The following is a 13,569-nucleotide window of genomic DNA, read 5'->3' as shown; positions in this document are numbered from 1 at the left end:
TAACCATGGGATGCCAGATCAGTACAAAATTGTCGCTACCCTGGGAGGTATATAAGAAAGGCCCTGTGTCTGTTGAACACAAGGCCTTCTATAGAAAATATGTTTGCCTGTATTGAAAGCGTGGCAGGATCTATTCGCTAAGACCGTCCTTCAGGCTATTCCGGAGGTCGAGGATATACTGGCTTAATGTGGTGGATGTGCCGGATTCCGGATATTGCACAGCGCAGTTATTCCTGATATAGTTTTTTACATCCGCCATCTGCCAGATAGCGCCGCCGTTCATTTCGGGATAATCCTTTCTGAACCTGATCATTTCAGCTTTGATATCGGCCGGTGTTTTACTGTTGTGTACCGGGTTGCAGGTACTGAAGGCGCCACGGCAAAGGAAGATGGGATATACCGGAAGCATGGTCTGTAGCTTGTTCTTCCAGGTACCAGGCACATTGAACCTGCCGCCATCATAACATTGCAGGTAGATGGCGTCTATCAGGCCGGGCTGGGAACGGCAGATGATGTCTTTCCAGTATTCGGTTTTCCTAAAAGGGCATAGTGTCATATGCAGGTTGAGATGGCCCGCCAGTTCTCCCAGTTTGGCGATGGATTCGCTGTTGTATACAGATTCATCATCGATACAGATAGCATCTACGCCGATGTCTTCCTTCATCACCCGGATGATCTTGTACAAGGTGCTGTTAGGACCGATGCCTGTTACAATGCCGTCCACAGTGCGGGTGGAGTCATACCAGTCCTGTATGTAGTCGTACGTATTGGGCGGCTGATTGTACCACCTGCCTTCCAGCAATATTTCAATACGTGTTACAGAGGAAGGCTGTTGCTTCAGCGAGGCTACGTATTTGAGCCACGCTTTGTTCCCTACATACTGACCGTCATGTATGACAGGATTCCTGTGGTCATCACCGGAATAAACGTCTCCATTGGCGTGGATGTAGAAGCTGGAGAGGATCACGGTATTGAAACCGGAATTCCTCAGGTGCTCATAAGTCGTATCATCTCCGGGATACATGCCACGCCCGAACATAGTGAGATTGGTATCGGAGAGGGAAGCGGGTAATGGTCCGCCTGCAGATAATTGATTTACCCTTTCCAGCCGGGCAGCGAAGACCGGTGTAAGGCAACCGGCGGCCAGCAGGTAAAGCGATAGGAACAATGTCTTCATAGTATAGCCTTTATTGTTGGTGCTTCCAAATTAGTAAAATGTCTGCGGGGGAAGCGTTACGCTTTATGAGCGGTCTGCATCGGATAATTGTTGGAAAAATAAGCGGGCAAAAGGTAACTTTATGCTAAGTAAATTAATGGACATGCCAGATATGCCGTATCAGCCAATTGATTGCAATTACTATGACCGACTGGAGGCCTGGGCAACCATGCGCACTATTTGCAGGATCGTATTCAGAGATGAAGCAGGCGAAGAGCAGGACCTTAGCGCACGTATTGCAGACGTATATGCCCTGAACAAAGTGGAATATATGAGGATGGATAACGGGCTTGTGATCAGGCTGGACAGCCTGATCTCTGTCAATAATATCCCCCTGCCGGACCATTGTTAACAGGAACGACAGGCCGGTAGCTGTAAGTTGGCCGGGCAATTACTCTTTTACGACGAAGGCCTCTACACCCGTTTTCTTCAGCTTGTCATAATCCTCGTTCCTGACGGATTGGAAATTGGCGTATGTTCTGCCATTCCATCTCAGCACGGGGAATTCTAACCCGGGGCCTCCGATAAGGAGGTCAGGATATCCCTTGCTGACCGTGGTCAGCACGTCGGGCGCAAGCCCGGGAAAGCCAAGATGATCTATATAAGCGCCGCCGGAATTTTTAATGAACAGCGAGATACTGGAGCCTGCACTGCCTGACGTGTAGGAGTTGCCAAACCAGACAAAGATCTCCTGTTTACCGTCCTTATTCAGGTCGGTCGGATAAACGATGGCGTTAAATGGATAAGCCCTGCTCTCCATGTCCTGGGCAAAAGGAAGCTCTCTATTGCCTGAAAGAACGAAGCCAAGTTTCGTGGCGATCTGGTTTTTTTCTGCTGTTGTTAAATTCGTTTTTGCATTTCTGAATAGAAGAGTGGCCACTTCACTGAGCGTACTGTTCTGCTGGCCATATGACAATATACAGCACAGTAGTGCTGCCGTTGGCAATAGGTATTTTTTCATCGTTCAGCGTTTAGTTGGTAATAGTGCAATAAAGGTAGGAACTATTTACCTGCATGTTGGTTAACTGATTGTTATTCAATGGTTACTGTTCTTCCTGATGAGCGCGTTAATATCTTTGGGATGAATTGTGTTAAATGATAAATTGCAGTTGATATACAGGGATATTAAACCCCAATTTTATATGGAAACCAGCAAAGTAAAAGCCTTACTTATACAATTCAATCATACTACACAGCATTGGATAGATCAACTGGAACACTATTCAATCGACATGCTGCTTCAACAGCCGCAGGCTGATGGGTGGTCGCTGGGACAGGTGTATGTGCACATTATAGAAGATACCAATTTCTACCTGGAGCAGATGAAAGCGGCGCTGGCATCAAAGAACCGCTATGCTGAAAGAAGTATGCGTTCACGTGCCAGGATCATGTTTCAGAACAATGATTTCCCCGATATGGCGCTTGAGAATCCGTTTAACGATATCAATTTAACACCGCCGCAAAGTAAGGATGAATTAGTGCAGGCGCTGACATCTATTAAAGCAGAAGTGAATAGCTTGTTTGATAACATTGACCTGTCAACCGCACTCGGAAAAACAGAACATCCGGGGTTTGCGTTCTTTGATGCCTTTGAATGGCTGCAGTTTGCGGAAATGCATATGAGGCATCATCTGCGACAAAAGAAAAGGATCGATGAGAAGCTTTTTCCTCACCTGGTGAGGTGAGGTTGCCCACCTTGTAAAAATCCCCGCTTTGTGAATGATATGGTTCGGGAAAAATTGTTTAAGTTCGGCACCTGATTAAAAAATATTCCTATGCATCTTCAACTCAGACATCTACTGCTGCTGTTCATCGGCCTACCGGCTTTTGCCCAGAAGGCAGAGGACAATCTGCACTTTACAAGCAGCAAACAACAGAAAATTGCGGTGTACAAAGGCACTATCATTGTGAATGGCAACAAGACCTTCAAATTTGCTTCAGACAATATTGTTTATAAAAGCAAACGTAACCGCCTGATGGAGGATGGTGGCAATGTATTTTTGTTTTTAGAGGTTACAGCTAATCCGGGCAGGAATAAGCTGGTTATATTCGGTATTAATAACTCGGTGGCTGATTCGCTGATGACGGCCGTGGCTTCTGATATCAAAGACTGGGACCATGATGAGTTGCTGGAGTTCGGCGGAAGTGAGCTGACCGAGGCTTATCCTGCTGCGGATTCAATGTATTACGTTCCGGCGAAGTTCTACGAGATCAAAAAAGGGCGTATTGTATTTGATGCCGCTTATACTGAGAAAATAGATAAGAAGGTGAATGGGGTTTATATACCTGAGCTGCAGGGTACAAAGGTGATCCCTAAGCCGAAAGGGCGTCCTTGATTACATATGTGAGGTGCCGGAAGCTTAGTTGTTCGGACTGAATTATTGCCGTCCATATCACAAGGCGAATTGGTGTTGTGATGGTGGGCTAAACAGAAAGGCTGCTGATATTGGTTATTGTCGTCCATATCACAAGGCGTAATGGTGTTGTTGTGGTGGCTTACCGGAAAGGCTCGCAGGTGGGACCCCTGGCTGAGTTCTTTGAAGCATTCCAGGTATTTGGCTTTGGTAGGTTGGTTGGGCATCGGTTTGTCGATTTAACCCCTGGTGAAGCATGTCAGCATGCTTCAAATAACTTAGGCCAGGAATCTCCACCTGCAGCCTTTCCTGGCTGCTGATTGGGTTATTGAGTTATTAGATTATTAGGTTATTGAGTTATTGAGTTATTGGGTTGTTGGGTTGTTGGGTGGCTTCTTTTACCGACGTCTTTTACATTTTTTATGCCCTCATTTTATAGAGGCGAAAAAAAAGAGGCTATCTGCTGTTTGTATAGACAGGAGATAGCCTCTTTCTGTTGTTGTGGATCAGAACAGGATATCGTGACCATTTCAATCTGCTTATCAATCCCGGACAAGTCACGAGATATGAAGTACCTTTTCTTTAATTTTCTGTTTTTTCCGTTGTTTTATTTGGTAACGATCTCAATCTTCCCGCCATTCCTGAAGAGGTCATGAGGTACGAAGTATCCTTTCTGTTCTTTTCCGTTCACGCTGATGGCTGTAAGGGCTCTGCCTTTTCCCTTTTTTGTTAGGGTCAGCAGCTTGCCGGTGCTGGTCCGCCATTTCACTTCGTCGAAAAGCGGAACGGTTACAAGGTATTCAGGATCGGTAGCGGAATACGTATACAGGCCCGAAGCGCTTAATACATACCATGCCGACATCTCTCCTGCATCATCCATTCCGCAGAGGGCGATACCTTCTTCTCCAATGCCGTACAGGCTATTGAGGATGGTGTCGATCATCTTTTGTGATTTTTCCGGTTTACCGATGAAATAATAGGCAAAGGGCGCTTCATGGTCTGGCTGATTGCCATGGCAATACTGGCCTATCATGGTTTCCACATTCCTGGCAATGTACTGCGGGTTCCATGGAAGGGTGAAGAGAGAATCCAGTTTGGATTCAAATCCTTTCGCTCCGCCATACAGTTCGATCAGGCCTTTCATATCATGAGGGGCGAAGAAGGAGACCTGCCATGCATTGGCTTCCCGGTACATATATTCGTAGTAGGGGTACTGCGGATTGAAGTTTTTGATCCAGGATCCGTCCGCCAGTCTTCCTCTCATAAAGCGTGTGCCGGGATCAAACATATTCCTGTAGTTTTTGGATCTTGCCATCAGTATCCGGTAATTGGCGGTATCGCCCAGCTTTTTGGCTATCTGGGCAAGGGAATAGTCGTCGTAGGAATATTCCAGTGTTTTAGATACGCCTGCTGCTGCCTTTGTTTCTACATGCGGATCTGCAATATCCGGATCGGAGATATAACCTTTTTCAATGTACTCTTTCAGGTGCGGACGGGCGCCTTCTACATTGGCATTCCTCAGTAATATTTCATAGGTGCCTTTCACGTCAAAGTTGTCGATACCCCGGAGATAGGCCCCTGCAATGGAAGACGCGCCATGGTCGCCATGGAAGAAGGTGGGGATGAATCCTGTTTTATCGCCCACGTCTTTCATGGATTTGATGACGTCGAGCGTTACCTGGGGAGAGATCAGTCCCAACAGCACATCTTTGTTGCGGTAGGTGTCCCAGAGAGAAGGCTCGGTATAGTAGTTAAAACCGGCTTTGGTCACTTTGCCTTTTGCATCCGTGAATTCCCCGTTTACATCACTGCGTAAGGCCGGCCAGAGGAATGACCTGTACAGGCAGGAATAGAACATCCTTCTTTGTTTTTCAGTACCGCCTTTTACCTGTATGGAGGATAGTAATTTTTCCCATGTACGGTTCGCTTCACTACGGATATCGGCAAATGATCTGTTGCCGATCTCCTGTTCAAGGTTCTGCTTCGCATTTTCCGTGCTGACGAATGATAATCCTATTTTCAGTTCAACAGGACCATTGCTGCCGTCCTTTACATGAACGATGGCATAACCGTTAAGCTGGCCTTCCTGGTTTTTTTCCAGTTTTTCTATAGGGGTGTTCAGTACGGCATAGAAGTAGATATTACCGCCTGCACGCTGATAGCCCTGTACAGCTGAGGTGCCCGCTTGTTCAATATGCCAGTCGGAGATCCTGTTGTTGGCTTTGGCCAGGTCAAAGAGTATCTGTCTTCCTGCGTTGTTTTTATAGGTGTACTGATGATAGCCGCATCTCAGCGTGGAGGTCAGATTGACGTTTACGTTGTAGTCGTCCAGGTACACCTGGTAAAAGCCAGGGGAGGCACTTTCTTTTTTGTGCGAGAACCTCGAGCCGAATGTAGCGCCCGGATTGGAAAGCGGCAGGATGGGAATGTTACATAGATTCCAGTGTCCTTTGTTGGTATGCGTAAAGCCCAGGATAACGGTATCCTCGTATTCATATCCGGCGCCTGATCCGTATTCTGTCATCGGACTTAACTGTACCATCGCATTCGGCAAAGAGCTGCCGGGAAATGTAAGGCCTGCCCAGGAGCGCCAGCCTTCCGGTAACTGGTAGCCCAGGATCTTCGGATCTGTAAGCGGCGCTGTGCCCACGAAAGTATTGACATATTTCGTGTAGCTGCCTGGCGACTGCCCTTTACCTGACGTGGCAGCAAATAGCATGGCAAGCCCAAGCATGAAAGGACCTGCGGTGGAATTCCTCATAATTTTGAAAAGTTTATTGACCTGAGTATGGCAATATTTGCCTATTAGGGGTTAAATATAGAAATCAGGGGGACTATAACAAAGCGTGTGTCAGAAAAAAGTATGGAACTTATCCTGACACACGCTTACCTAAAACCGGAACTAATGCCTTAAACACGGTATACAGCAATACATGCGGCCAGTATGGCAATGGCTATCAGTGCATAATAGGCCTGCTTTGTATATGGCTTCCCGGTGAAACGAATATTGATAATAGTGACCAGTGCAAATAAGCTGGTTTTAGGAACAATTTTATAGTAGTTCACGTGAGGATATTTCAATGCTACCAGCGCTATACCACTGATCAGCAGAATGATACCCAGGATCAGGCCGGAGGCGTTCCGCACACGGGTATCATAATCCCGCCATTGGGCCAGTAGTACACATAAGTAGATGGCAAAACACAAAAAGTGGATCAGGAGTATGGTATTAAAGAGCAACATATGAAGCAGGTTGAGGTTTGGTGAAGAGATAATAGCATCCGAGCAGCAGGCCAAGTACAATGGCCGTTAAATGAGGATACAATTGTGATGTAAGATGGGTGGGAGCGTTCAGCACGACCAGGAAATCGGTGACCGGAACGAGAGATCCGGCCAGCAACAGGATAGCCAGGCCCCTTTGGGTACGTGTCAGCAGCATCGCCAGTATGGCAATGCCAACCGAAAGATCCCGTATGCCTTTGATGTAATGAAAGGAAAAATCGTTGCCGGTAACAGTCTGTATACCAAAGGCATGCTCAGCTACATCGGGTGAGAGGAAAAAGCGGGCGCCGATAAATATGAGCAGCGAACCGGTAATGAAGGTGAGCCCATAAGCGATTGCAGCACTTGTTTTTTTCATTTTTGATACATTTTTGAATTGATGTATCAAAGGTAGGATCGCCCTCAGACCTGTTCGTTCACCCAGGTTAATAAATCATAAGGCAAGTCTTTTTCTTATACGGCTCAGCGAGGGCGGCTTCACGCCGACAAAGGAGGAAATATAATACTGAGGCACCCGCTGTTGCAGATCCGGATAGTTGTTTACGAAATTGATATAGCGCTGCTCCGGGTTATAAATCATAAGATAAGTCTTTTTCTTATACGGCTCAGCGAGGGCGGCTTCACACCGACAAAGGAGGAAATATAATACTGAGGCACCCGCTGTTGCAGATCCGGGTAGTTGTTTACGAAATTGATATAGCGCTGCTCCGGGTTATAAATCATAAGATAAGTCTTTTTCTTATACGGCTCAGCGAGGGCGGCTTCACGCCGACAAAGGAGGAAATATAATACTGGGGTACCCGCTGTTGCAGATCCGGATAGTTATTTACGAAATTGATATAGCGCTGTTCGGGGTTATCCGTATACATAGATCTTAACTGGCTTGTCGCCTGCAGGTAGATATATTCGCAGGCAAGCCGGCCGAATTTCTGCCCCTCTTTCACCTCTTCATATATCCTTTGCAGGTTATTGTAGGGGATGACCAGTATTTCGCTGGGCTCCAGGCACTGGATGGCCAATGTGGATACAGAGTGATCGAGAAAGCTTTGATAATTGCAGGTGAATTCGTTTTCCTTACCGAAGGACTGGGTGATCTCTTCGCCATTGTTGTTGGTCATGTAATAGCGGATCAGTCCCTTTTCAATAAAGCCCACCTCACGGCATACCTGGCCTTCCCGCAAAAAATAATCACCTTTTGCAAATGTTTTAGGAATGGCAAGTGATGATATTAATTCCTTCTCCGTATCGTCAAGACGGATGAAATATTCGATGGCTGAGATGAGGCTGGCATACATGGAGGTAAGATAAGCAAAAAAAGCGATCGGGTAGCCCCTGGGGCGCTATGAGCAGCATCGTACCTGCATTATATCACTTTTTTGCCAGGGCAAAAGCTTTACATTCGCGCATATTTTTATAAAACTAGCAATGAAACTGGACGAACTACTACTGAAAAGAAGTGAAAATCAATGTGAACTGTGCAAATCGACAGCGGCTTTAAAGATCTATGAGGTGCCGCCTGCTTCAGGTGCAGATGCAGACAATAGTATCCTTATCTGTAATACATGCAGGACGCAGCTGGAAAAGAAGGCCGAATTGGACAGCAATCATTGGCGCTTCTTATCGGAAACCATGTGGAGCGAGGTGCCTGGCATCCAGGTTGTTTCCTGGCGTATGCTGAACCGCCTGAAGCAGGAAAGCTGGGCCATGGAGAACCTGGAAATGATGTACCTGGACGATGAGCGGCTGGCCTGGGCGAAAGCGACCGGCGATCATGAGAACGATGCCGCAGTAGAGCTGCACAAGGATTGTAACGGTCAGGTACTGCAGGACGGAGACGCGGTAGTGCTTATCAAGTCATTGGATGTTAAAGGCTCTACACTGAATGCTAAAATGGGTACAGTGGTGAAGAATATCCGCCTGGTAGAGAACAATACCGCGCAGATAGAGGGCAAAATAGAAGGGCAGGTGATCGTGATCCTGACACAGTATGTGAGGAAACAGAGTTAGTGCGTGTATTTACCTGGATATTTTACATTTTATTTTTGATAGCGTTTGTATTATTTATAGTCCTTAATTAGTTTAGTAAGGTTTGCAGAACGGACTGCTGTTACTAAATTAATTAAGGATTTTTCTTGTTTGACGTACCTCCCGGCGATTGTCAATGACTTCCTTGAAGCGGGACCTTTATTTTTTCCCTCTTCCCCAGGCTATGAATGCCGCAATAGCAGCAAAGAAGATGTTGAACCATATTGCAGCTGCTTCCCCCCGTACAATATGAAAGACACTGGCGCATATCATGAGTGCAATGATGGCCAGCGCCGTAGTTGCCGTAAGCCTTGGTTTAATACGCAGTAAAGCAGGTAGTATTAGCCCGAGAGCGCCCAGGAGATCTATTATTCCGAGCAGTCTTACAATGAGGGAAGGTACTTCCCCGGTCCATGGCCACATGGCTGCCAGTTTTTCGATAGGCTGTAATAATTTCATAGCGGCCGCCCAGAGAAAACCGGCTGCCAGGAATACCTGCGCTATCCAGAGGACGATATTCAGTGCCCTGGAAGATGGCTGTTGATTTGTCATGCAAATAAGGATTTTTCGTTAGCGGCTCAAAAGTATCTATGTTTGCTTTTCAGAAGAAAACGCTATCCCGGCGGATAGCGCTTTCCATCAGTATAGTAACGTGAACACTGTAAACTGCTAAAAGAAATAAGAAATGCTGACACGGGAAGGATGCCCTAAAACGATGCTTTCTATCAAAGATGCCCTGGAGGCGCTGGAAGGACGATGGAAACTGCTGATTTTATTCTCATTGTACGCTGGTCCGAAGCGATTTAAACAGATATCAAAGGAAGTCGGTGGTATCACCGATAAAATGCTGTCTAAGGAATTAAAGCATTTAGAAGCCAATAAGCTGGTAAAGCGTGAAACGCATGATACCTTCCCGCCGGCTGTGGAGTACTCGATCACAGCGCATGGTATGTCCCTGGAAAAGGTGCTGGACGAACTGCATTTCTGGGGGCTGGCACACCGCAAAGAGATCATGGGGAAGTAAACAGGTATGTCCGGGAATGATCGTGAACATTACCTGATCTTTCTTCCTACGAACCTGATCACGGCGCCTTTGCCAATATGATATTTGCCCTCATTCAGCTGAATTTCTTCCTCAGCCAGCTGCAGCATTTCATAGTTGTCAAAATCGGCCTTTATTTCCGCTTCGGAATATAACATGTCTATCTCTTTTGGGCCTCCTACCTTCGGATCCAGGTTGTTGAAGTACAGGTGCCTGCTGCTGAATGCTTCCAGTATGATAACACCGCCGGGTTTTAGATACTCATTTAATTTCCTGTGGAAGAGAGATTTTTTATCAGCTGAAAAATGCGCGTAAATAAGCCCGATAGCATCGAACGTTTCTTTCTCAAAATGGAGATCATCAAAGTCGCCCACAATATATTCAAGCCTGACCTGGTTTTCTTTTGCCAGTTGTAAAGCCTTTGACTGGCCTTCTATGCTATAATCGAAGCTTGTCACTTCCCATCCCAGCCGCGCTGCGAAAACACCATTACGTCCTTCTCCGTCGGCCGGCATCAGTATCTTGCCCGGGGTGAATTTTGGAAGCCATTCTTTGAAAAAGAGATTAGGGGCTTTACCAAAGGCAAATTCAGGTTCTTTATAACGTTCATCCCATTTCTGTTGCATAGTATTGTTGTTATTTGCCGGTAAAGCTAGGATACATGAACATTTCAGGGATAGGACAGAAATGTAATTGAATGGAACTTGTGCGAAGTTGTGGCACCTGGTGATCTGTTAGGCTGATCTGAACTGTTGTCTGTACATTTCCGGCGTATGTCCTGTGTGCTTTCTAAAGAACCGGATAAAATAAGAGACATCTTCATAGCCCAATTGGTCCGCTACCTGGTTCACCTGGCTGGAAGTGGCCAGCAGGTATCGTTTTGCTTCCAGGATGATATGCTCATTGATCATTTCAGAGCACGTTTTGCCCAATGTTGATTTTGTGATGGCATTCAGCTGATAGAGAGAAAGGTGCATCATATCAGCATATTCAGAGGCCTGTTTAATATGAGTGATATGTGTTTCCAGCAGCGATACAAATTCTTCCAGCCGTTCCTGTGTATAGAGGTTAACATTAGCGGAGGATGCTTTGTTATATTGCCTTATCAGTTCCACGAAGAAGATATGCAGGTTGGCCCTGATGACTTCCTGGTATTGTTCCTGTTTGCTGCTGTATTCCCGGAACATATTGGCTAAGGGGGTATTGATCTTTTCGAATCCTTCATTATCCGGGCGATAATGCGTCATGGCGCTTGCTTTGCGTAATAGTTGATTGGACGTCTTATCCTGCGGCGTATAGAAGTCGGCTTTAAATGACATGAGGTAACCTGTGCTGGCAGCTTTCAATGTAAGCTGATGTACTTGTCCGGGGCGCATAAAGAAAACAGTATTGCCGGCAACCTCATACGATGTGAAATCTATATCATGCCTGCCTGCGCCTGTTTTTAATGCCAGTACATAAAAGAAATTATGCCGGTGAAGCTCCTGGATCATGTCTTTCCCGGCGAGTAGCTCCTGCAGGTCGCGGATGTTGAAGTTGTTAGAAGGTTCCCCTTCTTCGACTGTAATAATATTCCTGACGGGAATGTTCTCCATGAGGCCTGGTTACTGATGACGTTGCAAGATAGTGATTTTACCACAAGGAGATCCGTTGCTGGTGTAAATGACAGCTGCCGGCGATCTGTAAAAAAGCCCCTCTCTGGTTGAAGTACCTGAGAGGGGCTTTTAGGGGGAAGGTTCAGTTTTTACTTTCCGTCGCCAAAATAGCTTCCGTTACTGAGATCTTCAATCAGCCCCGGATGTACCGGTTGCCATCCCAGCCATTCCTGCGTCAGGGTGCCGGACGCGGGGCAGTCCACTGCGAAGAAATGTCCCAGCCAGCTGAAATGGTCTGCAGCTTCGGCGGGTGGTATGGACACCACCGGCAGTCCCAGTTGCTTACCGATGGCGGCGGCGATATCGCGGGTAGGAATACCTTCATCGCCAATGGCATGGAACCTGGTACCGGCGGCTCCTTTCTCCAGTGCCAGTCTGTAAACACGGGCAGCATCCAGGCGGTGTACTGCCGGCCAGCGATTGCGCCCTTCCCCGATGTAGGCGGAAACGCCTTTCTTACGGGCAATGTTGATAAGGGCCGGAACGAAGCCATGATCGTCCTTATCGTGTACGGATGTGGGGAGCCGCACTACTGAAGCGCGTAGCCCTCTGGCAGCGGCAGCCAGTGTGATCTCTTCAGAGCGAACACGGTGCCTGCCCGGCGTTTCGGGATTAGGAGCGTCTTTTTCCGTTCCCAGCCGGCCGCCTTCGAGGCCCCCGATGGTGGCAATACCTGAGGTGACTACCAGGGGCTTGCCCGTTCCTGCCAGGGCTTCGATAAAGGTTGTAATGGCCGTCTGGTCTGTTGCAGCGGAGGCTGCCATGTTGGAAAAGTCGTGGATGAAGGCCGTGTGGATGATACCATCCGCAGCAAGCGCCGCTTCCCTGAGTCTGTCGAGGTCTTCCAGTGTACCCCTGTGTACTTCAGCGCCGGCAGCGGTGAGCTTTGCAACAGCCTCCTCCGAACGGGCCAGGCCCAATACCTGGTGGCCCGCTGCAAGCAGCTCCTGGACAACGGCTGTACCGACAAAACCTGTGGCGCCAGTGACAAAAACACGCATAGTTTGTAATTTTAATTGATAAATCGATTCCTGAAACAATCTGTTGGAACATTTACGGCACAAAATTGCGAAGGAACCAAGGCAGGAAGCAAGGAGATTTGACGCAATTTTTTGAGGTCATTTGACCTAAATTTGCATTATTGAGCTGTGCCCGGGAAGATCCACGGGAAGACAAGGAACAGGGCTCAAAGACCGTTTAAAACGCCTTAATCAATGTTTGATCATTTTGAAGCTTATATAACTGCCTATGGTGAGCTTAGCAAAGATGAGCTGAAATACATGCGTTCACTGGCAATAGTGAAGAAGCTCTGCAGGCGGCAGCTGTTTTTGAAAGAAGGGGAGGTGTGCCGTCATAAGGCATTTGTTGTAAAAGGCATGTTGAGAACCTTCCAGCTGAAAGACGACGGTTCCGAGCACATCCTGCGGTTTGCCGCAGAGAACAGCTGGAGCGTGGTGCATGATAGTTATAACAAGCAGCTGCCATCAAAATATAATATTGACGCCCTGGAAGATACTGATATCATCATGTGGAAACGGGAAGATTTTGATGAGATAATGAGCGCCATACCTATCATCAGGGCCTTCTCGGACAGGCTGAAGGAAAATAACCTGGACGCAAGTATGGAAAGGATCATGATGAACATCAGCTATAGTGTTGAAGAGAAATACGAGAACTTCATCAACTCTTTCCCGGATATATTCAGGCGTGTGCCATTGCACATGGTAGCGTCTTATCTTGGCGTATCAAGAGAAACGCTGACACGTGTGAGGCAGGCCCGCCTCAGGCAACAGAAGGATGCAACCGAAGGATAACAGTATCGGGTAAGCAGTGTCTTGTGAGATATACGGGCTAAGCATAAAGAAGGAGAAAGATCAAAAGTAAAATGGACCGGAGAGTTTCTTAAACGACTGGCTGACGCCATCGGGTACCTAAATAAATGCGGGTGTATTGTACTTTGGAGTGTCCCCAAAAGTGTCTGACTTTTTGGGGGCA

Annotated in this window: 17 protein-coding genes; 6 read left to right on the top strand and 11 right to left on the bottom strand. The window is 47.1% G+C overall.

Features of this window, described 5'->3' with window-relative positions; all coding sequences use genetic code 11:
* Window positions 1-130: 130 nt before the first annotated feature.
* Window positions 131-1,177 (bottom strand): hypothetical protein, encoded by a 1,047-nt coding sequence (locus MYF79_RS24780; RefSeq protein ID WP_247810513.1) that lies wholly within the window; start codon window positions 1,175-1,177, stop codon window positions 131-133.
* 121 nt (window positions 1,178-1,298) lie between these two features.
* Between MYF79_RS24780 and MYF79_RS24775 the strand changes: the two genes are divergently transcribed.
* Window positions 1,299-1,568 carry a hypothetical protein gene (locus tag MYF79_RS24775; RefSeq protein WP_247810512.1) on the top strand — a complete coding sequence of 90 codons (270 nt, stop codon included), beginning with the start codon at window positions 1,299-1,301 and terminating at the stop codon, window positions 1,566-1,568.
* Between the two features lie 39 nt (window positions 1,569-1,607).
* On the opposite strand, the gene MYF79_RS24770 is transcribed toward MYF79_RS24775, so the two are convergent.
* Complete coding sequence (locus tag MYF79_RS24770) at window positions 1,608-2,177, bottom strand: hypothetical protein (protein ID WP_247810511.1); 570 nt, start codon at window positions 2,175-2,177, stop codon at window positions 1,608-1,610.
* Window positions 2,178-2,358: 181 nt separating this feature from the next.
* Between MYF79_RS24770 and MYF79_RS24765 the strand changes: the two genes are divergently transcribed.
* Window positions 2,359-2,901: a DinB family protein gene (locus MYF79_RS24765; protein ID WP_247810510.1), complete on the top strand. Its 543-nt coding sequence runs from the start codon at window positions 2,359-2,361 to the stop codon at window positions 2,899-2,901.
* A 90-nt stretch (window positions 2,902-2,991) separates the two neighbouring features.
* Window positions 2,992-3,552: a hypothetical protein gene (locus MYF79_RS24760; protein ID WP_247810509.1), complete on the top strand. Its 561-nt coding sequence runs from the start codon at window positions 2,992-2,994 to the stop codon at window positions 3,550-3,552.
* 625 nt (window positions 3,553-4,177) lie between these two features.
* On the opposite strand, the gene MYF79_RS24755 is transcribed toward MYF79_RS24760, so the two are convergent.
* From MYF79_RS24755 to MYF79_RS24735, 5 genes are all read right to left on the bottom strand, one after another.
* Complete coding sequence (locus MYF79_RS24755; RefSeq protein ID WP_247810508.1) at window positions 4,178-6,331, bottom strand: GH92 family glycosyl hydrolase; 2,154 nt, start codon at window positions 6,329-6,331, stop codon at window positions 4,178-4,180.
* A 149-nt stretch (window positions 6,332-6,480) separates the two neighbouring features.
* Window positions 6,481-6,813 carry a hypothetical protein gene (locus MYF79_RS24750; RefSeq protein ID WP_247810507.1) on the bottom strand — a complete coding sequence of 111 codons (333 nt, stop codon included), beginning with the start codon at window positions 6,811-6,813 and terminating at the stop codon, window positions 6,481-6,483.
* A complete protein-coding gene (locus MYF79_RS24745; protein WP_247810506.1) occupies window positions 6,800-7,210 on the bottom strand; it encodes a DUF4267 domain-containing protein in 411 nt (136 codons plus the stop codon). Before MYF79_RS24745 ends, MYF79_RS24750 begins: the two co-directional genes overlap by 14 nt.
* 75 nt (window positions 7,211-7,285) lie before the next feature.
* Window positions 7,286-7,432: a hypothetical protein gene (locus MYF79_RS24740; protein WP_247810505.1), complete on the bottom strand. Its 147-nt coding sequence runs from the start codon at window positions 7,430-7,432 to the stop codon at window positions 7,286-7,288.
* Between the two features lie 139 nt (window positions 7,433-7,571).
* Window positions 7,572-8,147: a Crp/Fnr family transcriptional regulator gene (locus tag MYF79_RS24735; protein ID WP_247810504.1), complete on the bottom strand. Its 576-nt coding sequence runs from the start codon at window positions 8,145-8,147 to the stop codon at window positions 7,572-7,574.
* Between the two features lie 130 nt (window positions 8,148-8,277).
* Here MYF79_RS24735 and MYF79_RS24730 point away from each other — a divergent pair, with 130 nt between their 5' ends.
* On the top strand, window positions 8,278-8,859 hold the full coding sequence (locus MYF79_RS24730; RefSeq protein WP_247810503.1) for a PhnA domain-containing protein: 582 nt from the start codon (window positions 8,278-8,280) through the stop codon (window positions 8,857-8,859).
* Window positions 8,860-9,036: 177 nt separating this feature from the next.
* On the opposite strand, the gene MYF79_RS24725 is transcribed toward MYF79_RS24730, so the two are convergent.
* Window positions 9,037-9,429, bottom strand: coding sequence for a DoxX family protein (locus MYF79_RS24725; protein WP_247810502.1), 393 nt, complete (start codon window positions 9,427-9,429; stop codon window positions 9,037-9,039).
* A gap of 133 nt (window positions 9,430-9,562) precedes the next feature.
* Between MYF79_RS24725 and MYF79_RS24720 the strand changes: the two genes are divergently transcribed.
* Window positions 9,563-9,901 (top strand): winged helix-turn-helix transcriptional regulator, encoded by a 339-nt coding sequence (locus tag MYF79_RS24720; RefSeq protein WP_247810501.1) that lies wholly within the window; start codon window positions 9,563-9,565, stop codon window positions 9,899-9,901.
* A 29-nt stretch (window positions 9,902-9,930) separates the two neighbouring features.
* Here the strand turns inward: MYF79_RS24720 and MYF79_RS24715 are convergent, their stop codons facing one another.
* From MYF79_RS24715 to MYF79_RS24705, 3 genes are all read right to left on the bottom strand, one after another.
* On the bottom strand, window positions 9,931-10,545 hold the full coding sequence (locus tag MYF79_RS24715; protein WP_247810500.1) for a class I SAM-dependent methyltransferase: 615 nt from the start codon (window positions 10,543-10,545) through the stop codon (window positions 9,931-9,933).
* A gap of 108 nt (window positions 10,546-10,653) precedes the next feature.
* Window positions 10,654-11,514: an AraC family transcriptional regulator gene (locus tag MYF79_RS24710; RefSeq protein ID WP_247810499.1), complete on the bottom strand. Its 861-nt coding sequence runs from the start codon at window positions 11,512-11,514 to the stop codon at window positions 10,654-10,656.
* A gap of 149 nt (window positions 11,515-11,663) precedes the next feature.
* Window positions 11,664-12,575 carry an SDR family oxidoreductase gene (locus MYF79_RS24705; RefSeq protein WP_247810498.1) on the bottom strand — a complete coding sequence of 304 codons (912 nt, stop codon included), beginning with the start codon at window positions 12,573-12,575 and terminating at the stop codon, window positions 11,664-11,666.
* Window positions 12,576-12,788: 213 nt separating this feature from the next.
* On the opposite strand from MYF79_RS24705, the gene MYF79_RS24700 reads away from it, so the two are divergent.
* Window positions 12,789-13,388, top strand: a complete 600-nt coding sequence (locus tag MYF79_RS24700; protein ID WP_247810497.1) for a Crp/Fnr family transcriptional regulator — start codon at window positions 12,789-12,791, stop codon at window positions 13,386-13,388.
* Window positions 13,389-13,569 lie beyond the last annotated feature (181 nt).

This window comes from Chitinophaga filiformis (assembly GCF_023100805.1).
In the GTDB taxonomy this organism is placed as follows: domain Bacteria; phylum Bacteroidota; class Bacteroidia; order Chitinophagales; family Chitinophagaceae; genus Chitinophaga; species Chitinophaga filiformis_B.
Note: the sequence above shows the minus strand (reverse complement) of the source record. Positions and strands in the feature narration are given on the sequence as shown.